We start from the raw sequence: 22,008 nt of genomic DNA on the forward strand, positions 1-22,008 counted from the left end.
GCCCCGGCGGCCACCGCCTGACCCCACCCAGCCACCGGACTCCCGGCTCCCGGCTCCCGGCTCCCGGCTCCCGGCTCCCGGCTCCCGGCTCCCGGCTCCCGGCTCCCGGCTCCCGGCTCAGGGTCTCCCCGAGACGCCCTCCGGGGCGCCCGCGGCATGGCCGCGCGCCCCTGCTCGCATTCCGCGCGCCGGGAATTCCGGAAGCGGGCCGGAATGGCTGCCGGCGCTCTCCTGAAGTGTCCTCGCCCGGAAGCCGACAAAGTGCAGGCGCACGTACCAAACACGTGCGCCACAGAAGGCTGATCGGCATCACGGGATGGCATCACAAGGCATTTGCCTTTGCCGTCCGTCACCTGCCGCGGCCCGTACTGCCGAAAGGGCGCAAAACCCGCGGCGGTGGGAATTGGCAGAAACCCTCGTGCGGGCCGCCGAGCGGGCATGGGCCCCGCCTGCCGTGCGCCGGCCACCGCGTCCGCCGGGACCCCCTCGGCGTCGGCCGCCTGGCGCCCGTCCGGCATGCCCTCGTACGGGCCGGCCCGGCCGGACGCGGGACGGCGGCGCAGCCCCCGTGCGGGCGGCCCCGGCGGCCCCGACGTGTCGTCAACTCCGGGGACAGCACTACTGGGAGGAACTCTGACCGTCCCTCAGGAAGGCGCCCGTGCCCGGCGCGGAAGGGCGCTGCGGACGACGCCGCCGGCCGCGGCCGGCAGGGCTCCCGGGGAATCGTGGCGCCCCGGTCAACAGCCGTACGGCGCATCCGGTGTTCACGTCCCCCGAAAGCGCGACCTCGCTTGCCGTTGCCCCGGATACCGGGCCGCTTCCCCTGGTCGAAGGGGGAGGACGCACAGCAATTTGCGATTCAGTTGATGCTTCACCCAAAATCGCCTTTTGGGTGGTGCCCGGAGCCGGACTTGAACCGGCACGGCCCGTAGGCCAGCGAGGTTTAAGCTCGCCGTGTCTGCATTCCACCATCCGGGCCTGGGATCCCCCATGCCGCCTCAAAGAGGGCAGCACGAGCGTAGCCCGCAGCGCACCGCAGAGTTCGGCCGCTCTTCCCGAGGTTGTCTTATTTTATTGGCAACTGAGGGAGCATCAGTGCCGGGTACAGGCCTTCGGCACATGCCTGAAGCCCGCCTAGGCGGGGAAGCCCCCGGGCGCAATTTCATGCCTGAATTGACGGAAACTCGACGCCCCCTCCACGCCCCGTCACCGCGGCGGGCCCGCCGCTCAGGCTGCTGCGGGTGCAGCAGCCGCATCGGGGCCCCTCTCCTCCCCAGGGATGACCGGGCCGTCCGCGGCTACGCCCCAGGGGTGGTCCAGGACGGTCACAACGGTTGACGTCCCCGGGCCGATGCCTGCTTCACGATGGAAATGTCCGCCTCCGCTTCACGGCCCGCGCCCGCGCGGCCGCCCGAACCAGGCCCTTCCACCTGACAGGAGCTCCTTCCCGTGACCCCGACCCACTCCGGCGTAACCACCGCCCAGCGCGCCACCGCAGTGGCTGCCCGCGCCACGGATCTCAGCAAGGTGTACGGACAGGGCGAGACCCAGGTGGTCGCCCTGGACGCGGTCTCCGTCGACTTCCACCAGGCCCAGTTCACCGCGATCATGGGCCCCTCCGGGTCCGGCAAGTCGACGCTGATGCACTGCATGGCCGGGCTGGACTCGATATCCGGCGGCTCCGCGCGCATCGGCGACACCGAACTGACCGGGCTGAAGGACAAGAAGCTCACCCAGCTCAGGCGCGACAAGATCGGCTTCATCTTCCAGGCGTTCAATCTGCTGCCGACCCTGAACGCCCTGGAGAACATCACCCTGCCCATGGACATCGCGGGCCGTAAGCCGGACCGCGCCTGGCTGGACCGGGTCGTGGAGACCGTCGGCCTGTCCGGCCGCCTCAAGCACCGCCCCAGCCAGCTCTCCGGCGGCCAGCAGCAGCGGGTCGCGGTCGCCCGCGCGCTCGCCTCCCGGCCCGAGATCATCTTCGCCGACGAGCCCACCGGAAACCTCGACTCGCGCTCCGGCGCCGAGGTCCTCGGCTTTCTGCGCAACTCGGTGCGGGAACTGGGCCAGACCGTGGTGATGGTGACCCACGACCCGGTCGCCGCCTCCTACGCGAACCGCGTCGTCTTCCTCGCCGACGGCCGGATCGTCGACGACATGCCCGATCCGACCGCCGACCTGGTGCTGGAGCGGATGAAGGGCTTCGACGCCAAGCGCCGCACGAGCTGATCAGCAGCCGTCACCCGACTTCCGGACCTCTTCTCCAGGACTGCCCCTCATGTTCCGTACCGCCTTGCGCAACGTGCTTGCGCACAAGGCCCGGCTGCTGATGACCGTCCTCGCCGTGATGCTCGGCGTGGCATTCGTCTCCGGCACCCTGGTCTTCACCTCGACCATCTCCGACGCGTACCAGGCCAGCTCGCAAAAGGGCTACGACAACGTCGACGTCGCCGTCCAGCAGCGGTCCTCCGACAGCCCGTCCGGCGCCCCCGGCGGGGACTCGAAGCCGAAGCTCGACCAGAAGCTGCTCGACAAGGCCGCCCAGGTGCCCGGCGCCGCGTCCGCCACCGGCACCGTCTCCGGCTTCACCGCCATCGCCGACAAGAAGGGCGAGCTGCTCGGCAACGGCTTCTCGACCACGGGCGGCAACTACTTCGCCGGCAAGGACGGCAAGGACGCCCGCTACCCGATGCGCAGCGGCGCCGCCCCCAAGGGTCCGCACGAGTTCGCGCTGGACGCGCACACCGCGGACAAGGCCGGCTACAAGGTCGGTGACACCGTCCGGCTCTCCGTCGACGGACCGGTCCGCGAGCAGAAGCTGACCGGCATCTTCACCACCGACGACGGGACGGTCGCGGCCGGCGGCAGCCTCGCGCTGTTCGACACCCCGACCGCCCAGAAGCTCTTCGCCATGCCGGGCGGCTTCAGCGAGATCGACGTCAAGGCCGCGCCGGGCACCTCGCAGAACGCCCTGAAGTCCGAGATCGACAAGGTCCTGCCCAAGGACGCCGCCGAGGCCACCACCGGCAAGCAGCTCGCCGACGACCAGGCCAAGATGATCGCCAAGAAGATGGACGGCATGAAGACCGGCCTGCTCGTCTTCGCCGGTATCGCGCTCTTCGTCGGCGTGTTCATCATCGCCAACACCTTCACCATGCTGGTCGCCCAGCGCACCAAGGAGCTGGCGCTGCTGCGCGCGGTCGGCGCCAGCCGCCGCCAGGTCACCCGCTCGGTGCTGATCGAGGCGACCGTCGTCGGCGCGATCGCCGCGGTCACCGGCATGGCCGCCGGTATCGGGATCGGCGCCGGACTGCGGGCGTTGATGAACAGCACCGGTGCGACCGTCCCCGACGGCCCCCTGGTGGTCTCGCCGTCCACCGTCCTGATCTCCCTCCTCGTCGGCATCGTCATCACCGTCCTGGCCGCCTGGCTGCCGGGCCGCCGCGCCGCCAAGATCCCGCCGGTCGCCGCGATGAACAGCGTGCACGCCACCGCCACCACCAAGTCGCTTGTGGTGCGCAACACCATCGGCGCGCTGTTCGCGGGCGCCGGTGCCGCCGGGGTGCTGGTCGCCACCGGCATGTCCGACGGCAAGGCCGTGATGGGCGGCGGCGCGTTCCTCCTGCTGATCGGTGTGTTCATCCTGACGCCGCTGCTGTCCCGGCCGCTGATCGCGCTGGCCGCACCCGTGCTGCGGGCCTTCGGGATCTCCGGCGGCCTCGCCCGGCAGAACGCGGTGCGCAATCCGCGCCGTACCGCCGCCACGGCCTCCGCGCTGATGGTCGGGCTGACGCTGATCACCGGCCTGACGGTGATCGCGGGCAGTGTGCAGAAGGGCATCGACAAGATGGCCACCGAGTCGCTCACGGCCGACTACGTCGTCTCCATGGCCAACAGCCTCCCGCTCTCCCCGGACGTGGCGAAGAAGCTCGACGGCCTGGACGAGGTCACCGCGGTCAGCCCACTGCGCATGTCCCCGTCCCGGATCGACGGCACCCCCCAGTCCCTGACCGGCGTCAACGGCAAGGACTTCGGCAAGCTCACCAAGCTCGACTTCACCAAGGGCGGCCTCGGCGACCTGCAGGGCGGCCGGGTGGTCGTGGACGATGCCACCGCCAAGGAGAAGGGCTGGCAGCCCGGTTCCCGCTTCCCGGTGACGTTCGAGGACGGCAAGAAGGGCACGCTGACCGTCTCGGGCGTCTACCAGGGCAACCAGATGATCCACGGCATCATCGTGGACAACGCCACCCTGGCCCCGCATCAGAAGCAGGTCACGGACCGGCAGGTGATGGTCAACACGAAGGACGGCACCAGTGACGCCGCCAAGGAATCGCTGGTCAAGGGGCTCGGCAAGAACCCGGCACTCGCCGTCTCCGACAAGAAGGACATCTCCGAGAGCATCTCGCAGGCGTTCAGCCTGATGCTGAACATGCTCTACGGGCTGCTGGCGATGGCCGTGATCGTCGCGGTGCTCGGTGTCATCAACACCCTGGCGATGTCGGTCTTCGAACGCTCGCAGGAGATCGGCATGCTGCGCGCCATCGGCCTGGACCGCCGCGGCATCAAGCGCATGGTGCGCCTGGAGTCGCTGGTGATCTCCCTCTTCGGCGGCGTGCTCGGCATCGGCCTGGGCGTCTTCTTCGGCTGGGCGGCCGGTGAGCTGATCAGCGGCTCGCTGGCGACGTACGAACTGGTGCTGCCCTGGGGGCGGATCGGCCTCTTCCTCGGGCTGGCCGCGCTCGTCGGTGTGCTCGCCGCGCTGTGGCCGGCGCGGCGAGCGGCCAGGCTCAACATGCTGGCCGCGATCAAGGCCGAGTAGCCGGTGCCGCTGTGCCGGGCCCGACCGGGCCCGGCACAGCGCGCGTCAGGCGGACCAGGTGCGCGCGCGCAGCGGCAGTCCGGAGTCGCCGGCCTCCGGCGTCCGCACGGCCAGCACCTGATTGACCCCTATGCGGTTCCGCTCGAACGACAGGGCCGAGGCCGCCATGTAGAGCCGCCAGACCCGGGCCCGTCCCGGTGACGTGAGCCGCGCCGCCTGCTCCCAGTGCTCTTCCAGATTGACCACCCACTGCCGCAGCGTCCGCGCGTAGTGCTCCCGGATCGCCTCCACGTCCCGCACCTCGAACCCGGCCTCCTCCAGCTGGCCGACGGTCCGGCCGAGCGGCGCCAGTTCGCCGTCCGGGAAGACATAGCGGTCGATGAACTCATCGACGTGGTAGGCCTCCTCGTCCGCGACCGGCCGCCGGGCGATCTGGTGGTTGAGCAGCCGCCCGCCGGGCTTGAGCAGGGAGTACAGCGCGCCGGCGTACTCCGCGTACTGCGCCCGGCCGACGTGCTCGGCCATCCCGACCGAGGAGATCGCGTCGAACGGCTCGTCGTGGACCTCGCGGTAGTCCTGCACCCGGATCTCGATCCGGTCGGCCAGCCCGGCCTCGGCGACGCGCTTACGGGCGAAGGTGGCCTGCTCCTCGGAGAGGGTGATGCCGACCGCCCGTACGCCGTACTCGCGGACCGCGTGCAGCACCATCGAGCCCCAGCCGCAGCCCACGTCCAGCAGCCGCATGCCCTCCTGGAGGCCGAGCTTGCGGCAGATCAGGTCGAGCTTGGCGCGCTGGGCGTCCTCCAGGGTGGCGACGCCCTCGTCGGCGGTCCCCCAGTACGCGCAGGAGTAGACCATGGACGGGCCCAGCACCAGGGAGTAGAAGCCGTTGCCGACGTCGTAGTGGTGGCTGATGGCCTCCTTGTCGCGCCGCAGGGTGTGCAGCGGCCCACGGCGCCGTCTGACCTCTTCCGCGGGCGGTGCCGGCGGGACCGGGGCGCCGGCCAGCGTCAGCAGCTCCCGGGCGGCGGCGCGGATCTCCGGGCGGGCCAGGGCGCGCAGCACGGCGGCGCGTTGCGGGGCGGGGCTGCCGGGGCGCTCCCAGATGAGTCCGGCGAGCAGGTCGAGCGCGGCGTAGAGGTCGCCCTCGATGTCGAGGTCGCCGGCCACCCAGGCGCGGGCCAGGCCCAGCTCACCCGGCCGGAACAGCATCCGGCGCAGCGCGCGGCGATGACGGATGACGAGCGTGGGTGCCCCCGGCGGGCCGGACTCGCTGCGGTCCCAGGCGCGGATGCGCACCGGCAGCGGCGCTCCCAGTACCTCCTCGGCGAGCTCGGTGAGCCGTCCAGCGGCCTCGGCCATGTCGCACACCTCCGTGTTGACGAGTCGGGTGAAAAAGCTTCACCCACCACGTAAACGCCAATGGGGCGCCCAGTTAGTCCCGTTCGCACGTAAGAGAACCGCACCTGCCCGCCTTTCGCCAGAGCGGACACGCCAAAGGGCGCCCGCCCCACGGATGGCGGACGCCCTTCGGGCTGGTCGGAGTACCCGACCGGGGTTTCAGGAAGCCTTGGCCTTCGGCTTGTCGGCGTCGGCCGCGGCAGCCGGCGCGGGCGCCGGCTTGGCCGCCTCGTAGAACTCCTCGCGGGGGTTCTCCATGGCGCCGAGCGAGACGACCTCGCGCTTGAGGAACATGGCCAGCGTCCAGTCGGCGAAGACCCGGATCTTGCGGTTGAACGTCGGCATCGCCATGCCGTGGTACGCGCGGTGCATGTACCAGGCGAGACGGCCCTTGAGCTTGATCTTCATCTTGCCCATGACGATCATCGCGACGCCCTTGTGCAGGCCCAGACCGGCGACCGCACCCTTGTTGGCGTGGCTGTACTCCTTCTGCGGGAAGCCCCGCATACCGGAGAGCACGTTGTCGCCGAGGACCTTGGCCTGCCGCAGCGCGTGCTGCGCGTTCGGCGGGCACCAGGCGTTCTCGTTGCCGTTCTTGCGGCCGACCAGGTCCGGGACCTGGGCGTTGTCGCCGGCGGCCCAGATGTAGTCGGTGCCCTGCACCTGGAGGGTGGCGGCGGTGTCGACGTGGCCGCGCGGGCCGAGCGGCAGACCGAAGCGGGCCAGCGCCGGGTTCGGCTTGACGCCCGCGGTCCACACGATGGTGTTGGAGTCGACCTCAAGGCCGTTGTTGAGCTTCACATGGCCGTCGACGCAGGAGTCCATGCCGGTCTTGAGGTAGACCTCGACGCCACGGCTCTCCAGGTGCTCCTTGCCGTACGCACCGAGCTTGGGACCGACCTCGGGGAGGATCTTGTCGGCGACGTCGACCAGCAGGAAGCGCATGTCCTCGCGCTTCACGTTGTTGTAGTACTTGGCGGCGTCGCGGGCCATGTCCTCGACCTCGCCGACGGTCTCCGCACCCGCGAAGCCACCGCCGACGAAAACGAAGGTCAGCGCCTTGCGGCGGACCTCTTCATCGGTCGTGGAGTCGGCCTTGTCCAGCTGCTCCAGCACGTGGTTGCGCAGGCCGATGGCCTCTTCCACGCCCTTCATACCGATGCCGCTCTCGGCCAGGCCGGGGATCGGGAAGGTACGGGAGACCGCTCCCATCGCGATGACCAGGTAGTCGAAGGGCAGCTCGTACGCCTCGCCGACCAGCGGGGCGACGGTGGCGACCTTGCGGTCCTGATCGATGGTGGTGACCCGGCCGGTGAGGACCTCCGCCTTGGGGAGCACGCGTCGTAGCGGCACCACGACGTGGCGGGGGGAGATGCTGCCGGCAGCAGCTTCGGGGAGGAAGGGCTGGTACGTCATGTACGAGCGCGGGTCGACGACCGTGACGGTCGCCTCGCCGTACCGCATCTGCTTGAGGATGCGGCGTGCCGCGTACAGGCCTACGTACCCACCGCCTACAACGAGGATCCTGGGACGCTCCGTGGTGCTCATGCAATCGAGTATCCACCCCCACATGGGGGGTCGCTCGTGAGCCCCTTCACAAGCATCCGGAGGGCGTCTGCTACACTCCGCCGGCTTCGTGATCGACGCCATAGTTCAAGAGGGAACCACCTTGCCATGGCGGGCGTTGGAGACCCCTGTTGATCAGGGATTGTGGGCCGCCGGACGACTGGACCACAGCCTGGGGGCACGCACCGCCAACTCCCCGGAAGCCGCGCATTCTCCGGGTCGAGAGGGCCCAGGACCTTCGAATAAGGGCCGGACGATCAGATTCTTCGTCCAAGGAGCGGTTTTTTCATGTGAAGGATTTCACGAACTTTCTCCGCGGACCTGCCCTCGGGGCCTTCCGGCACCCCGAAAACGCGCTCAGACGGGCATCACACCCGCTCAAAGGGCTGCTCGGCAGAGGCCGTTGCCGACCTCTGCCGCACCCCGCTCACCGCTAGTCGGCGATGCTCCAGGCAATGCCGTCCAGGATGTCGTGCTCGCTGACGACGACCTCCCCGGCGCCCGTCCGCTCCATGATCGACAGCAGCACGAGCGCACCCGCGGCGATCACATCGACCCGGCCCGGGTGCATGACCGGGATGGCCGCGCGCTCGGCATGGGTGGAGGACAGCAGCCGGCCGGTGATCTCGCGGACCTGCGCCAGGGAGAGCCGGGAGTGGTGAATGGCCTCGGAGTCGTACTGCTTCAGACCCAGCGCGATCGCGGCGACCGTGGTCACGGAGCCGGCCAGGCCCACGAGGGTGGCGGCCTCGCGCAGCGGGACGGTCTCCTCGGCGCGGTCCAGCGCCGAGGAGACATCGGCCTTTATGGCGGCGATCTGCCCGTCGGTCGGCGGGTCGCTGATCGCGCCCTCGTGCACCAGGTGCCGCTCGGTCATCCGTACGCAGCCGACGTCCACCGAGCGGGCGGCGCGGACGGCGCCGTCGCCGAGGACGAACTCGGTCGAGCCGCCGCCGATGTCGACCACGAGGAAGGGCTGGGCAAGGTCCGTCCGCCCGCTCAGCTCCTTGGTGGCGCCGGTGTAGGAGAACTCCGCCTCCTGGTCGCCCGTGATCACCTCGGGCTCCACGCCCAGGATGCCGACCACGCCGTTCACGAAGTCCTCGCGGTTCTCGGCGTCCCGGGAGGCGGAGGTCGCCACGAAGCGGACCTGCTCGGCGCCCAGTCCCTTGATCACCGCGGCGTACTCCCGGCAGGCCGCGAAGGTGCGCTCCAGCGCCTCGGGCGCCAGCCGTCCGGTGCGGTCCACGCCCTGGCCCAGCCGGACGATCTGCATCCGGCGGTCGAGGTCCTTCAGCTCGCCGGTCGCAGGGTCGGCGTCCGCGACCAGCAGCCGGATGGAGTTCGTACCGCAGTCGATGGCGGCGACCCGCTTCACGTGGCGTCTCCTTCGGGAGCGTCCTGGGCTTCGGGGGTGTTCCGGTCGTCGGAGGTGTCCTGGCAGGGGGTCACGCACGGCCCCTTCCGCCACCACTCCGGGAGCATCGCGAGGGCCTCGTCACCGAGCGGGTTGACACCCGGCCCGGCGGCCAGCGAGTGGCCGACGAGGACGTGCAGGCACTTGACCCGGTCGGGCATCCCGCCGGCGCTCGGGAAGCCCTGGAGCACCTCGATCGCGTCCCGCCGCCGGATGTAGTCCTCGTGGGCCGCCCGGTAGGCGGCGGCCAGTTCCGGGTCGGTCGCCAGCCGCTCGGACATCTCCTTCATCACGCCGTTGGCCTCCAGCGTGCCGATCGCGGAGGCCGCGCGCGGGCAGGTGAGGTAGTAGAGCGTGGGGAAGGGCGTGCCGTCCTCCAGGCGCGGCGCCGTCTCGACGACATCCGGCTGGCCGCAGGGGCAGCGGTGCGCGATGGCGCGCAGCCCGCGGGGCGGGCGGCCGAGCTGCTGCTTGAAGGCGGCGATGTCCGCGGCGGTGGGCTCGGTGGGCTCGGTCTGGGGCGGGGGGGTGTCCATGTGCGCTTTCGGTGAGGTGAGTGGTGAGCAGGGGCGGGCGGGCCGTCCTGCGTCCGACAGTACGGGCCGGCGCCCGCCGGCGGTACGGGCCCGGCCCTACCGCTTGTCGGCCGAGTCGACGGCGTCCCAGAGATTCTCGTACCAGGGAGGCTGTGCGGCCTGCGGCCCCTTCGGTGCGGAGCCGGTGCCGGAGCCGTCCTGGACGAGGTATCCGGTCTCGCCCGGCATGACGTAGTGAAGGTGCCGGCGGGCCTGTTGGCGGACGTACTCCGGGTCCTGCCAGCGGGCCTTCCGCTCGCGCAGCCGCTCCAGGGCGGCGCCGGCGTCCTGGGCCTTGCGGCGCTGCTCGGCGATGTCGGAGCGCTGGGAGACGTACTGCCTTATCGGATAGGCGAGGGCGACGACCAGCGAGCACATCACCAGGGCCAGCAGGGCGGCGCGGCCGGTGAGGCGGTTGCGGCGGGGCGGGCGGGCGCGGTAGACGCGGGCGGCGGCCTGCTCGCCGAGCGCCTTGAGTCGGGTCGCGGTCGAGAACCGGTCCGCGGGCACGTCGTCTCCCCTTCACTGACGGACGCCTGACTGCTGAAGCAGACGCGTCCCCGGCAACGGTACGGGACCGTTGCCGGGGACGTACGGGGTGCTGGGCGGTTGTCTCGCCCGATCAGCCCTTGCCGCGCCGGTCGGCCGGGGCGGCGGGCCGCCGTGGGTCAGCTGCCGTGACGGAACCGCGGGAAGGCGGAGCGGCCGGCGTAGACGGCGGCGTCGTCGAGGATCTCCTCGATGCGCAGCAGCTGGTTGTACTTGGCGACGCGCTCGGAGCGGGCCGGGGCGCCGGTCTTGATCTGGCCGCAGTTGGTGGCGACGGCGAGGTCGGCGATGGTGACGTCCTCGGTCTCACCGGAGCGGTGCGACATCATGCACTTGAAGCCGTTGCGCTGGGCCAGCTCGACGGCGTCCAGGGTCTCGGTCAGCGAGCCGATCTGGTTGACCTTCACCAGCAGCGCGTTGGCGGAGCCCTCCTCGATGCCGCGGGCGAGGCGCTCGGGGTTGGTGACGAACAGGTCGTCGCCGACGAGCTGCACCTTGGCGCCGAGCTTGTCGGTGATGACCTTCCAGCCGGCCCAGTCGTCCTCGAACAGCGGGTCCTCGATGGAGACCAGCGGGTAGGCCGCCACCAGCTCCTCGTAGTACTCGGTCATCTCGGCGGCCGAGCGGTCCTTGCCCTCGAACTGGTACTTGCCGTCCTTGTAGAACTCGGAGGCGGCGACGTCCAGCGCGAGCGCGATGTCCTGGCCGGGGGCGTAACCGGCCTGCTTGATCGCCTCCAGGATGAGGTCGAGGGCCTCGCGGTTGGAGCCCAGGTTGGGGGCGAAGCCGCCCTCGTCACCGAGGCCGGTGGACAGCCCGCGCTCCTTCAGGACCTTCTTGAGGGTGTGGTAGACCTCGGCGCCCCAGCGCAGCGCCTCGGAGAAGGACTCCGCGCCGATCGGGGCGATCATGAACTCCTGGATGTCCACGTTGGAGTCGGCGTGCGAGCCGCCGTTCAGGATGTTCATCATCGGGACGGGCAGGACGTGCGCGTTCGGGCCGCCCAGGTAGCGGAACAGCGGGAGGTCGCTGGCCTCGGAGGCGGCGTGCGCGACGGCGAGGGAGACGCCGAGGATGGCGTTGGCGCCGAGCGAGCCCTTGTTGTCGGTGGCGTCCAGGTCGAACATCGCCTGGTCGATCAGCCGCTGCTCGGTCGCGTCGTAGCCGACGAGCTCCGGGCCGATCTGCTCGATGACGGCCAGGACGGCCTTCTCCACGCCCTTGCCGAGGTAACGGTTCGGGTCGCCGTCACGAAGCTCGATGGCCTCGAAGGCACCGGTGGAGGCGCCGGACGGCACGGCGGCACGGCCGGTGCTGCCGTCGTCGAGGCCGACCTCGACCTCGACCGTGGGATTACCTCGCGAGTCGAGAATTTCGCGGGCTACGACGACGTCGATCGACGGCACGTTGTCTCCTTCGTGGGTATCTGGCGTTCTGCTGCATGAGCCTAACGGCCCCGGGCGCGTCCGCCTGCCCTTGGCCCGCTCCGTGGGACGGAATTGCGGAATGAAGAGCCCAAAGGCCCAGTTCACAGGACCTTTGGGCCCTTGTTCGCCAACCGGGACAAGGAGTGGATCGTGGCCGGTCACCGGCGTGCGGCTGCAGCGGATCTCACCCGGGCGCGACCCCGGGTGTGAGAAACCCCGCCGCGGCGCGCTGGGGGGAATGGCGCGCCGGGCGGGGCTGTCTCACGGAGGAAGCGGGCCCGCCGCTCGGGCCTGCCGGAGTTCCGGTGAGGAGGTGGCTCAGACGTTGAGCTTCTGGCCCGGGAGGATCAGGTTCGGGTTGCCGCCGATGACCGACTTGTTGGCCTCGTAGACCGACTTCCAGCTGGTGCCGTGAGCCTTGGCGATCTTGGCGAGGGTGTCGCCCGCCTTGACGGTGTAGTTGCCGTGGCCCATGGACTTGCGCTCGGTGGAGCGCGAGGCACGCTTCTCGGGGGCGGCCGGGGCCTTCTTGGCCTCGGTCTTGGTGTCCTGCTGCGGGGCGGACTTGGTCTGCGCCGAGGAGCCGGAGGTGTCGACGTTCGCGGCGGGGCCGCCGGCGGTCAGGTTGCCGGCACCGGCGCAGGTCCAGGCGCCCGGCCCCTGGATGGCGAGGAGCTTCTCGGCGGCGGCGATCTGCTGGCTCTTGGAGGCCAGGTCGGCGCGCGGCGCGTACTTGGTACCGCCGGCGGCGGCCCAGCTGGAGTTGGTGAACTGCAGGCCACCGTAGTAGCCGTTACCGGTGTTGATCGACCAGTTGCCGCCGGACTCGCACTGGGCGACCTTGTCCCAGGTGCTGACGGAGGCGGCGGAGGCGGAGGTGGCGCCCATCAGCGGGACGGCCACGGCAGCACCGGCGATACCGGCGAGGGTGGCGACGCGGACGGCCTTGGAGGGACGACTGTGCTTGCCTTTGTTGATCAGCATGGTTCGTTCGTTTCCTCACCGACGCCTGCGAGGTGAGCTGTCGGGTTCGGGCTGTGAGTGGCCCGGCCGTATGCGCTGCCGCATCTGGCTTCACCCCAAGCCGGTCGCCCGCTTTCACGGGCGGGGCCGGCACTTACCTTGGTTCCCCCGCTCCTGCCTACGGCGCTTGCGCGTCAACTGCCCCCGATCACCGGCAGGATTCGGCGTGTGACCGGAGGGCCCGCTTTGGCGAGCGGTCCTGACGTTAAGCAGCAACCCCCTTGGTGTTCAAACCCCACCATCTGAACCAAGTTGCCCGATTCCGATCACGAGTGGGACACATCTCCGCAGGTGGGGCCAGGTACGGCGAGGGTGGACGGTTCCGGGCCCCCTGAGGTCAACGAGACCCTTGTCTCACTTTCACCAAAGGGGGCGAAGGGGGATGAACTAGCCCGCGTTCTGCCCGAGATCGAGCACCTGGCCGGGCTGGATCAGGTCCGCGTCGGAGCCGATGACGCCCTCGTTGCGGTCGTAGAGCGCGGTCCAGCCGCCGGGCAGCCGGTGGGCCGTGGCGATGGCTGACAGGCTGTCACCCGGCCGCACGGTGTAGTCGCCGTCGGCCGCCGGGCCCGTACGGTGCGCGTCGCCGCCGCGCGAGGCATGCCGGCCGCCGGCGCCCCGGCCGCCGTCCTCGTCGCCCTGCCGGCCCTGACCGCTGCTCTGACCTGCTTCGTTGTCCGCACCGCCGCGGTGCCTGCCCGGTGCGGGCCGCTCCTGCGGCGTGCCGGAGGTGTCCGGGCGGCTGCCGCCGTCGGACGGGTCGGCGGACGGCGAGGGGTCCTCGTCCCGGTTGCCGGACGAGGGGTCCTCGTGCCGGTCGCCGGACGGCGCGCCGTCGGACGGGTCGGACGTGCCGGACCGGTCGTCGGTGCGGCCGGGGTCCGGCGCGTCGGACGAGGGCGTCGACCCGGTCGACTCGTCGGACGACCGGCCGCCCGTGTCGTCGCCCGGCTCGTCCTGCGTGCCCGTGGGGTCCGAGCCGCCGTCGTGCATGCCGGAGGATCCGGGCTGGTCCCAGGGGTCCGGGGAGTCGGACCCGTCGGACGGGTCGGGCTCCGGGGTGCTGGTGCTGCCGGGGTTGACCTCCGGCGCACGGCCGTCCCGGGTCAGCCCGGCGCTCTGCGCGCAGCTGCTCCAGACGTCCGGGCCGCGGTGGTCGAGGATCGACTCGGCCACCGCGATCTGCTGGGCGCGGCTGGCGAGGTCGGGGCGCGAGGCATAGGCCGAGCCGCCGTAGTTGTCCCACATCTCCTGGGTCAGCTGGAGGCCGCCGTAGTAGCCGTTGTCCGAGGCCGCGCTCCACACCCCGCCGCTCTCGCACAGGGCGACCTTGTCCCAGGTCGTGGTGTCGGCGGCGTGGGCGCCGCTCGCGCCGAGCAGCGGCAGGGCGATGCCGGCGCCGGTCACTCCCGCGGTGACAAAGATGGCCGGTGCCTGACGGGGGCGACGGTGTCGGCCGGTCCCGGAACGCATGCGGATGCCTTTCGCGCGGTGGAGTTGTCGGACGAGTTGTCCGACGGGCTTCCGGCCGGGCGGGCAGGGCAGCACCGTTACACCGGTTGACCGCGCCCCCGCTTCGGCCGATCGAATGAAGCCTGTCGATCGTCGATCGAAAGGTAGCCGGGGTCACGAGTAGTCACAAGCCGGTGTAGCGCAGATCACGCAATGGTTACGCGGCTGACACGCTGTCAAATATGCCCTTGCCGCTGGTCAGGAGCGCTCGGGGGTGAACTCCACCGGCAACGACCGCAGTCCGCGCATGATGAGCCCGCCGCGCCAGCGCAGATCGTCGGGTTCGGCGGCGAGCCGGAGGTCCGGGAGCCGGGTCAACAGCGTGGCGAGGGCGGTCTGTCCTTCGAGCCGGGCGAGCGGCGCACCCAGGCAGTAGTGGATGCCGTGCCCGTATCCCAGATGCTGGTTGTCCCGCCGGGTCAGGTCGAGGACGTCCGGCTCGTCGAAGCGCTCCGGGTCGCGGTCGGCGGCGGCCAGCACCACCAGGACCGGGTCGCCCGCGGCGATCCGCTGCCCGCCCAGCGTCAGCTCCTCGGTCGCGAACCGCCAGGTCGCCAGCTCCACGGGGCCGTCGTAGCGCAGCAGTTCCTCGATGCCGGTGCCGAGCAGGTCCAGGTCGCCCGCCTCGATCGACTTCTGCAGCAGCTCGCGCTGGGCGGGGTGGCGCAGCAGCGCGTAGGTGCCGTTGCCGATGAGGTTGACGGTGGTCTCGAAGCCGGCGAAGAGCAGGATGAAGGCCATCGCGGCGACCTCGTTCTCGGTGAGGTGCTCGCCGTGGTCGGAGGCGCGGATCAGCGCGGAGATCAGGTCCTCGTCGGGCTCGGCGGTGGCCCCGAGGGTCTCGCGCTTGCGGTGGATCAGCTCGGCGAGATAGCCGCGCATCTTCTTCACGGACCGGGCGACGCCGCCGCGCGGTCCCTTGCCGTGCCGGATCATCATGCCCGCCCAGTCGCGGAAGTCGTCCCGGTCCTCGCGCGGGACGCCCAGCAGATCGCAGATCGCGTAGATGGGCAGCGGGAACGCGAACTCGTGGATCAGATCGGCCTCACCGCGCCCCGCGAAGCCGTCGATGAGCCGGTCGGTCAGCTCCTGGACGCGCGGGGCGAAGGCAGCGACCCGGCGCGGGGTGAACGCCTTGGAGACCAGCCGGCGCAGCCGGGTGTGGTCCGGGGGGTCGATGTTGAGCAGGTGCGTCATCAGGTTGGCGCTGCGCTCCCCCGGGATGCCGATCTTGCCCTTGCCGTGCGCGGACTCGCTGTGGTGGACCGGGTTCTTGGACAGCCGGCCGTCGGCCAGCGCCTGCCGCGCCTCGGTGTAGCGGGTCACCAGCCAAGCCTCGACGCCGCTGGGCAGCCGGGTCCGGTGCACCGGCGCATGCTCCCGCAGCCAGGCGTACGCCGGGTACGGATCGGCGGCGAACTCCCAGGTGAACAGCTCGGGGACGGAGTCGGGGGCGGACTGGGCAGCAGCCTCGGCGGCGGTCTCGGCGGACGCTGCGGCCGGGCAGCCGGCCGGGGCGTCGGCGGCGGTGACCTGCCGCGGGCCGGGCTGGCGGGACTGGTGGGACTGGTGGGGCACCTTCCGACCGTAACCGGTGCGCGCGGCACGGCGCGCCCGCGCACCGGCCCGGGCCCCGCAGGCCCGTCCGCCGCTCCGGGCCCCCCTACTCCGGGTCCACCCCCAGCGCCGACAGGAACGCCAGCGCCGCCGGCGACGGCCCCTGGGCGCTCCACACCACCCGCTCGGTCCGCTCGGGCGCCGGCCGCACCCGTACGGTGCGCAGGCCGGGCAGCCCGGAGGCGGTGGGCTCGGGGACCATGCCGATGCCCAGACCGGCGCGCACCAGCTGCGCCAGGAACTCGACCGAGGTCACCTCGAACGCCACCTCGGAGTCGAGTCCCGCCGCACGGAACGCGTCGTCGCGCTGCCGGCGGGCCGCCGACCCCGCCATGTAGTCCACGAAGTTCTCCCGCGCCACCCGCGCCAGCGTGGTCCACTCCCGCCCGGCCAGCGGATGATCCGGCGGCACCACCGCGACCAGTTCGCTGCGTGCCAGCTCCTTCTCCCGTACGCCGGTGGTCCGCGCGGTGGGCACCATCCCGATGAAGGCGACGTCCAGCGCACCGTCGCGCACGCTCTCCACGAGCGGTTCGGTCATGTCCATCAGCAGGCTGATCTGCACCTGCGGATACCGGGTATGGAAATCGCCCAGCTCACGGGCGAGATCGACGGCCCCGACGGTGGAGATCGCCCCCACCGCCAGCCGGCCGCGCACCTCACCGGTGGCCGCCGCGACCTCGGCGCGGGCCCGCTCGGCCGCCTGGAGCGCCTGCCGGGCGACCGGGACGAAGGCCTCACCCGCGGCGGTCAGCCGGACGCTGCGGCTGGTCCGGTCGAAGAGCCGGGCGCCGAGCTCCTTCTCCAGCCGGGCGATCTGATGGCTGAGCGCGGACTGCACCACGTGGCAGCGCTCGGCGGCGCGGGTGAACCCGCCGGTCTCGGCCACCGCCACCACATAACGCATCTGTTGCAGCTCCACACCATCGACCCTAGGCGACACCCATCTCATTTCGAGATGTTTCCGATGAAAACGATGTGTTGGACTCATTGATTGGCGTCGCCCAGGGTGGAAAGTGTCCGCCGCCGCCGTGGCCGCGGGCGGCACAGGGGAGGTCGGGTCGTGAAGACCACGCACACAAAGGAGCCGGTCACCGGGGATACCTCGGCGACCGGACCGGGACTGGGGCGCGGCACGCTGCTGCTGATGTCGGTCGCCACCGGTCTGTCCGTCGCCGGCAACTACTTCGCCCAGCCGCTGCTGGACGTCATCGGCCGCGATCTGCACCTGTCCGCGGCCGTCGCCGCGCTGGTGGTGACCGTCGCCCAGGTCGGCTTCGGGCTCGGGCTGCTGCTGCTCGTGCCGCTCGGCGATCTGCTGGAGCGGCGCCGGCTGGCCGTCACCCTGACCGCGGCCACCGCCGTCTTCCTCACCGTCACGGCGAGCGCGCCGAACGCCGCGCTGCTGCTGACCGGCACCGCGCTGACCGGGCTGACCTCGGTCGCCGCCCAGGTCGTGGTGCCCTACGCGGCGACCCTCGCGGCCCCCGCCGAACGCGGCCGGACCGTCGGCACCGTGATGACCGGACTGCTGCTGGGCATCCTGCTGGCGCGCACGGCCGCCGGGCTGCTGGCCGACGTGGGCGGCTGGCGCACCGTGTACTGGGTGAACGCGGCGCTGATGCTGCTGATGGCGGTGCTGTTGCGGCTCAGGCTGCCCACGCTGCGCACCCCGGCCGGGCTGCGCTATCCGGCGCTGCTGCGCTCCATGCTGGCGCTGTTCGGCCAGGAGCCGGTGCTGCGCTGGCGGGCGGCGCTCGGGGCGCTGACCTTCGCGGGGTTCAGCGTGCTGTGGACGGCTCTGGCGTTCTTGATGTCCGGCCCGTCGTACGGCTGGCAGGAGTCGGCCATCGGGCTGCTGGGTCTGGTGGGCGCGGCCGGTTCGCTGTCCGCGTCGGCCGCCGGGCGGCTGGCGGACCGCGGTCTGGTGCACCACGTCAGCGGCGCCGGGGCGCTTCTGCTGCTGGGGTCCTGGGCCCTGCTCGCGGCCGGCGGGGCGGGCGGCGGCTGGTCGCTGGCGGCGCTGCTGGCCGGGGTGATCGTGCTGGACCTGTCCGTCCAGGCGATGCACATCAGCAACCAGCACCTGGTCTACGCGGTCCGCCCCGAGGCCCGTAACCGTCTCAACTCCGCCTATATGGCCAGCTACTTCGCCGGCGGTGCGGTGGGCTCGGCGCTGACCTCGGCGGTCTGGACCGCGGGGGGCTGGAGCGGGGTGTGCGTCCTGGGGGCGGCGCTGGCTGCAGCGGCGTTGCTGGTCTGGGCCGCGGATCTGCTGAGCCGGCGCCGCGCCCCTCGCCTCAGCGGCAGCTGACGGTCCTCACGCGGCGCCGCCCTCCGCGGCCAGCACCGCGTCCCGGTAGGCCCGGGCAGCCGCCCGCAGTGCCGCTTCGGGGTCCACCCCGTCCGCCTCGGCCCGTATCGCCATCGCCAGCAGCTCATAGCCGATGCCCTGGCCGGACGGCACCGCGACGTCGAGCCCCGCCGCCCGCGCCCGCGAGGCGAGCTTCGCCGCCAGCGCGAGACCGGGCTGGGCCAGCGGAACGCCCTCGGTCACCGACTCCCGCTGCTTCTCCTCGGCCTTCCTCCGCATCCAGTGCGCCTTGACGTCCGCCGGGGTCGCCGCGTCCTCCTCCCCGAAGACATGGGGATGGCGATGGATCAGCTTCTCCACGATCGTGCCCGCCACATCGTCGACGGAGAACGGCTCGTCCGGGTCGTCCTGGGCGATCCGGGCGTGGAAGACGACCTGGAGGAGCACGTCCCCCAGCTCCTCGCGCAGCTCCACCCGGTCGCCCGACTCGATGGCCTCGACCATCTCGTACGCCTCCTCCAGGCCGTACTTGGCGAGGTCCTGGTGCGTACGGATGCTGCTCCACGGGCACTCGGCGCGGATCCGGTCCATGACCTGGACGAGATCGAGGAGGCGGGCGCCGGGCAGGTCGTAGGAGCCGGGCAGCAGCTCCAGGTCGGGCATCGTCTCGCGGCCGGAACCGGCCAGCCGGGCCAGGCCGTCGGTCAGCGCGCTCTCGCCGTCCGCGGAGGTCAGGACGACGGCGGTGCGCGCTTCGGGGACGCAGTAATCGACCAGCTCGCGGGCGGTGAGGGACGCGGTCTCCACCTCGATGCCGGCCTCGCGCAGATAGGGCAGCTGCGGATGGCCGGCATCGGCGCACAGCACCCGCTGGGCCGCGCGCAGGATCTGCCACGCGGGCCAGGACAGCAGTCCGGGGGCGACCCGGTGGCTGGTGGTGAGCAGGACCAGGCGGCCGGTGCCGGTGCCCTCGGGGCGGGCGTCGGCGCCGGTCTGGGCGGCGGAGGCGTCAGCGTTCACGCCTCGAACGTAACGCACCCCACCGACAACGCCCGGCGCCGCCCGGCGGCGGGCCCCGGCCGCCGCCGCGGGCCCCGGCCGTACACCCCGGTCAGGCCTGTTCCTTGGCGGACGCCGGGGTGATCCACGGTTCCTTGGTCTCGCCGAGGATGACCTGCTGGTCGTCCCACTTGCCGAACCGCGGATTGACGTCGATCCCCAGGGAGCGGGACGTCTTGGCCAGCGCCCGGGCGAGCTTCTGCTGGCCCTGCGGAGTGCCGCGGTCCGCGCCGAGGTGCTGGGCGACGCCGTCGAGCAGCAGCTGGTTGTGGACCATGGTGTCGATCTCGTCGGGCGCGATGCCCTGCTGGAGCCACATCGCCTGCAGCCGCTCGGCACCGCCGGCCTGCCGCTCGGCGCCGGCCCGCCACCGCTGGACGTCGGCGCGGCTGACCGTCACCCCGGCGTCCTTCGCGCTGCGCGCCAGCACCTCGTCGAAGATCATCCCGTTGAGGGTGGCCAGGCTCAGCCGGCCGGTGTTCATGACGAGCTCGCGGCCTTGCGGGGACTCGGCCTGGGCGGTGCGCACGTTCTTCACCTTCGCCTGCAACTGCGCGACGGTGATCCGCTTCCCGTCCACGATGGCCGCCGCACCCGGATGCGCGGCGCTGCCACAGGCGGCGAGCAGCGGAGCCGCGGCCAGCAGTGCGGCGGTGGCGGATACGGAGAGCGCTGTCCTACGGCGGAACACATGGCCTCCCGGCAGATCGTGCGACGAAGTCTCGACCTTGGTGGATCGATGCTATGGAGTCGGCGTGGCCTGAGCCACTGCTTCGGGCAACGATCTGGGACGGGGCGGGTTTCTCCATCGGGATCCGCACCGAAACCGCTGTGCCGCGCGCCCGGGAGTCGCACGCCGACCCGCCACCCCGCGGCCCGGGCCCGCCCCGTCCGGGAACAGCCCCCTCCGGGAACGGAGCCGCACAACCCCACGTCTGACTCACTGCCGGGCCAGCCCAGGCGGGGAAAGGCAGGGCGTCGGTTCGAGTATCTTTTCGAGCTGGGGGAGAGTGAGGATCCGGATGAACACGGCCGCAGCAACGGCTGGGGATGCCCCCGGACGGGTTCCGGGAGCCGACGCCGGTACCGGTGTCGTACCACCACAGCGGGCGGCCGCGCCGGACGAGCCATCGGTCGCGGCCGACGGCGCACCGGCGGCGGTGCGCGACCGGCTGCGGCGCACCGCACACCGGCTGCGCGAGCGGACCGCTCCCCTGCGCGTCCCGCGTCTCGACCCGTACTGGACCGCCGGGTTCTTCTTCCTCGCCTATCTGGTGCTGGCCTGCTGGCGCTTCCGCACGCTGTCCACGTCCTCCTGGGACCTGGGCATATTCGAGCAGGCGATACGGGGCTACGCCCACTTCGGGGCCCCGATCGTGGACCTCAAGGGGCCGGGCACCAACATCCTGGGTGACCACTTCAGTCCCGTACTGGTCGTGCTCGCCCCCTTCTACCGGCTGTTCCCGTCATCCCTGACCCTGCTGATCGCGCAGGCCGCGCTGTTCGCGCTGTCGGTGCTTCCGGTCGCCCGCGCCGCGGCCCGCTCCCTGGGCCGCCTCCCGGGCCTGGCCATCGGCGTCGCGTACGGGCTGTCGTGGGGTGTGCAGAAGGCCGTCGACTTCGACTTCCACGAGATCGCCTTCGCACTGCCGCTGATCGCCTTCGCGCTCGAAGCGGTGCTGCGCGGGCGGTGGACCGCGGTGGTCTGCTGGGCCGCGCCGCTGGTGCTGGTCAAGGAGGACCTCGGGGTGACCGCGGCCACCATCGGTGCGCTCGCGCTGATACGTACCCGGCGGGCCAGCCCGCTGGCCATCGGGCTGGTCGCCTTCGGCCTCAGCGCCACCGCCGTCACCCTCGGCGTGCTGATACCCGGCTTCAACGGCTCCGGCTCCTACGACTACTGGACCAAGTTCGGAGCCGAGGGCGGCGGCGCCGCGATACCCCTCGCCACTGCCCTCCGCACCACGCTGTGGGTCCTGCTGCCCACCACCGGCCTGCTCGCCCTGCGCTCCCCTCTTCTCCTGGTCGCACTGCCCACCCTGGGCTGGCGCTTCCTCTCCCACGAGCCCCACTACTGGGGCACCGACTGGCACTACAACGCCGTACTGATGCCGGTGGTCTTCCTCGCGCTGATCGACGCGCTGCCGCGGATCCGGGTCTCCGCCCGCCCCCGGCTGCGCTCCTACGCCCACCATCTGCCGGCCGCCGTACTGGCCACGGCCCTCGCGCTGACCACCACCCTGCCGCTGAGCCGCCTCACCGAGGCGGCGACCTACCGCACCCCGCCGGCCGCCGTCGCCGCCGAGAAGCTGCTGGAGCGGATACCCGACGGTGCGACCGTGGAGTCCGACATCCGGCCGCTGAGCCGCCTCACCAGGCGCACCCGGGTCTTCTGGACCGGCGACACGGGTGGGCTGTCGCCCGATTACGTCGCCACCCAGCTGCGATCTGACCGCACACCGCGGCAGATGCTGGCGGACGCCATGGGGCGCCATCCCCGCTCCACGTATGTGCTGCTCGGCAGCACGGCGGATCTTTTGGTGTTCCATCGGACCTCTGCGCGGTGAAGGCTGCTTCCCACGTTGCCGGGTTTCCCGCCGTGTCGCTTCTGTGAGTTGTTGCCCGCCTTCGGCGGGAGCGGAAGTGGTTGTGGGGTGGGGCCCAGTAGCTGGGTGGTGGGTGGCGGGGGCAGGGGCTCCGGGGTGTGTTGTCGGACTGCTTCGCTT

At 71.6% G+C, this 22,008-nt stretch carries 16 protein-coding genes, 1 tRNA gene and 1 riboswitch; of the genes, 4 read left to right on the forward strand and 13 right to left on the reverse strand.

The window, feature by feature from the left end; translation table 11 throughout:
- Positions 1 to 893: 893 nt before the first annotated feature.
- Positions 894 to 978 (reverse strand) — tRNA-Leu (locus EST54_RS27725).
- A gap of 471 nt (positions 979 to 1,449) precedes the next feature.
- Here EST54_RS27725 and EST54_RS27730 point away from each other — a divergent pair.
- Together EST54_RS27730 and EST54_RS27735 are read left to right on the forward strand one after the other, a co-directional pair.
- A complete protein-coding gene (locus tag EST54_RS27730; protein WP_006605166.1) occupies positions 1,450 to 2,232 on the forward strand; it encodes an ABC transporter ATP-binding protein in 783 nt (260 codons plus the stop codon).
- Between the two features lie 49 nt (positions 2,233 to 2,281).
- Complete coding sequence (locus EST54_RS27735) at positions 2,282 to 4,822, forward strand: ABC transporter permease (protein ID WP_129250463.1); 2,541 nt, start codon at positions 2,282 to 2,284, stop codon at positions 4,820 to 4,822.
- Positions 4,823 to 4,867: 45 nt separating this feature from the next.
- Here the strand turns inward: EST54_RS27735 and EST54_RS27740 are convergent, their stop codons facing one another.
- The 10 genes from EST54_RS27740 to EST54_RS27785 all read right to left on the reverse strand — a co-directional run bounded on the left by EST54_RS27740 (position 4,868) and on the right by EST54_RS27785 (position 16,831).
- Positions 4,868 to 6,184: an SAM-dependent methyltransferase gene (locus tag EST54_RS27740; RefSeq protein WP_129250464.1), complete on the reverse strand. Its 1,317-nt coding sequence runs from the start codon at positions 6,182 to 6,184 to the stop codon at positions 4,868 to 4,870.
- A 198-nt stretch (positions 6,185 to 6,382) separates the two neighbouring features.
- Positions 6,383 to 7,771: an NAD(P)/FAD-dependent oxidoreductase gene (locus EST54_RS27745; RefSeq protein WP_129250465.1), complete on the reverse strand. Its 1,389-nt coding sequence runs from the start codon at positions 7,769 to 7,771 to the stop codon at positions 6,383 to 6,385.
- Positions 7,772 to 8,222: 451 nt separating this feature from the next.
- Complete coding sequence (locus EST54_RS27750; RefSeq protein ID WP_129250466.1) at positions 8,223 to 9,167, reverse strand: Ppx/GppA phosphatase family protein; 945 nt, start codon at positions 9,165 to 9,167, stop codon at positions 8,223 to 8,225.
- Positions 9,164 to 9,742, reverse strand: coding sequence for a DUF501 domain-containing protein (locus EST54_RS27755; protein ID WP_006605161.1), 579 nt, complete (start codon positions 9,740 to 9,742; stop codon positions 9,164 to 9,166). Before EST54_RS27755 ends, EST54_RS27750 begins: the two co-directional genes overlap by 4 nt.
- Positions 9,743 to 9,838: 96 nt before the next feature.
- Entirely contained in the window at positions 9,839 to 10,291 is a 453-nt protein-coding gene (locus tag EST54_RS27760) for an FtsB family cell division protein (protein WP_129250467.1), read from the reverse strand.
- A 158-nt stretch (positions 10,292 to 10,449) separates the two neighbouring features.
- Positions 10,450 to 11,736, reverse strand: a complete 1,287-nt coding sequence (gene eno / locus EST54_RS27765; protein WP_093483588.1) for a phosphopyruvate hydratase — start codon at positions 11,734 to 11,736, stop codon at positions 10,450 to 10,452.
- 339 nt (positions 11,737 to 12,075) lie between these two features.
- Positions 12,076 to 12,741, reverse strand: a complete 666-nt coding sequence (locus EST54_RS27770) for a LysM peptidoglycan-binding domain-containing protein (RefSeq protein ID WP_129250468.1) — start codon at positions 12,739 to 12,741, stop codon at positions 12,076 to 12,078.
- Positions 12,742 to 12,748: 7 nt separating this feature from the next.
- Positions 12,749 to 12,916: riboswitch (cyclic di-AMP (ydaO/yuaA leader) on the reverse strand.
- Between the two features lie 251 nt (positions 12,917 to 13,167).
- The gene (locus EST54_RS27775) at positions 13,168 to 14,253 is read right to left on the reverse strand and encodes a transglycosylase family protein (protein ID WP_129250469.1); all 1,086 of its coding nucleotides are present in this window, start codon (positions 14,251 to 14,253) and stop codon (positions 13,168 to 13,170) included.
- Between the two features lie 237 nt (positions 14,254 to 14,490).
- Complete coding sequence (locus EST54_RS27780; RefSeq protein ID WP_167511617.1) at positions 14,491 to 15,870, reverse strand: cytochrome P450 family protein; 1,380 nt, start codon at positions 15,868 to 15,870, stop codon at positions 14,491 to 14,493.
- Between the two features lie 85 nt (positions 15,871 to 15,955).
- The gene (locus tag EST54_RS27785) at positions 15,956 to 16,831 is read right to left on the reverse strand and encodes a LysR family transcriptional regulator (RefSeq protein ID WP_129250470.1); all 876 of its coding nucleotides are present in this window, start codon (positions 16,829 to 16,831) and stop codon (positions 15,956 to 15,958) included.
- Between the two features lie 141 nt (positions 16,832 to 16,972).
- Here EST54_RS27785 and EST54_RS27790 point away from each other — a divergent pair, with 141 nt between their 5' ends.
- On the forward strand, positions 16,973 to 18,223 hold the full coding sequence (locus EST54_RS27790) for an MFS transporter (RefSeq protein ID WP_129250471.1): 1,251 nt from the start codon (positions 16,973 to 16,975) through the stop codon (positions 18,221 to 18,223).
- A 6-nt stretch (positions 18,224 to 18,229) separates the two neighbouring features.
- Here EST54_RS27790 and EST54_RS27795 read toward each other — a convergent pair whose 3' ends face one another.
- Together EST54_RS27795 and EST54_RS27800 are read right to left on the reverse strand one after the other, a co-directional pair.
- Positions 18,230 to 19,243: a nucleoside triphosphate pyrophosphohydrolase gene (locus tag EST54_RS27795; protein ID WP_129250472.1), complete on the reverse strand. Its 1,014-nt coding sequence runs from the start codon at positions 19,241 to 19,243 to the stop codon at positions 18,230 to 18,232.
- A gap of 91 nt (positions 19,244 to 19,334) precedes the next feature.
- Entirely contained in the window at positions 19,335 to 19,973 is a 639-nt protein-coding gene (locus EST54_RS27800) for a SurA N-terminal domain-containing protein (RefSeq protein ID WP_129250473.1), read from the reverse strand.
- Between the two features lie 331 nt (positions 19,974 to 20,304).
- Between EST54_RS27800 and EST54_RS27805 the strand changes: the two genes are divergently transcribed.
- Positions 20,305 to 21,849, forward strand: coding sequence for a DUF2079 domain-containing protein (locus tag EST54_RS27805; RefSeq protein WP_129250474.1), 1,545 nt, complete (start codon positions 20,305 to 20,307; stop codon positions 21,847 to 21,849).
- The last annotated feature ends 159 nt before the right edge of the window (positions 21,850 to 22,008 follow it).

The sequence above is a fragment of the Streptomyces sioyaensis genome, from assembly GCF_004122735.1.
GTDB lineage: Bacteria > Actinomycetota > Actinomycetes > Streptomycetales > Streptomycetaceae > Streptomyces > Streptomyces sioyaensis.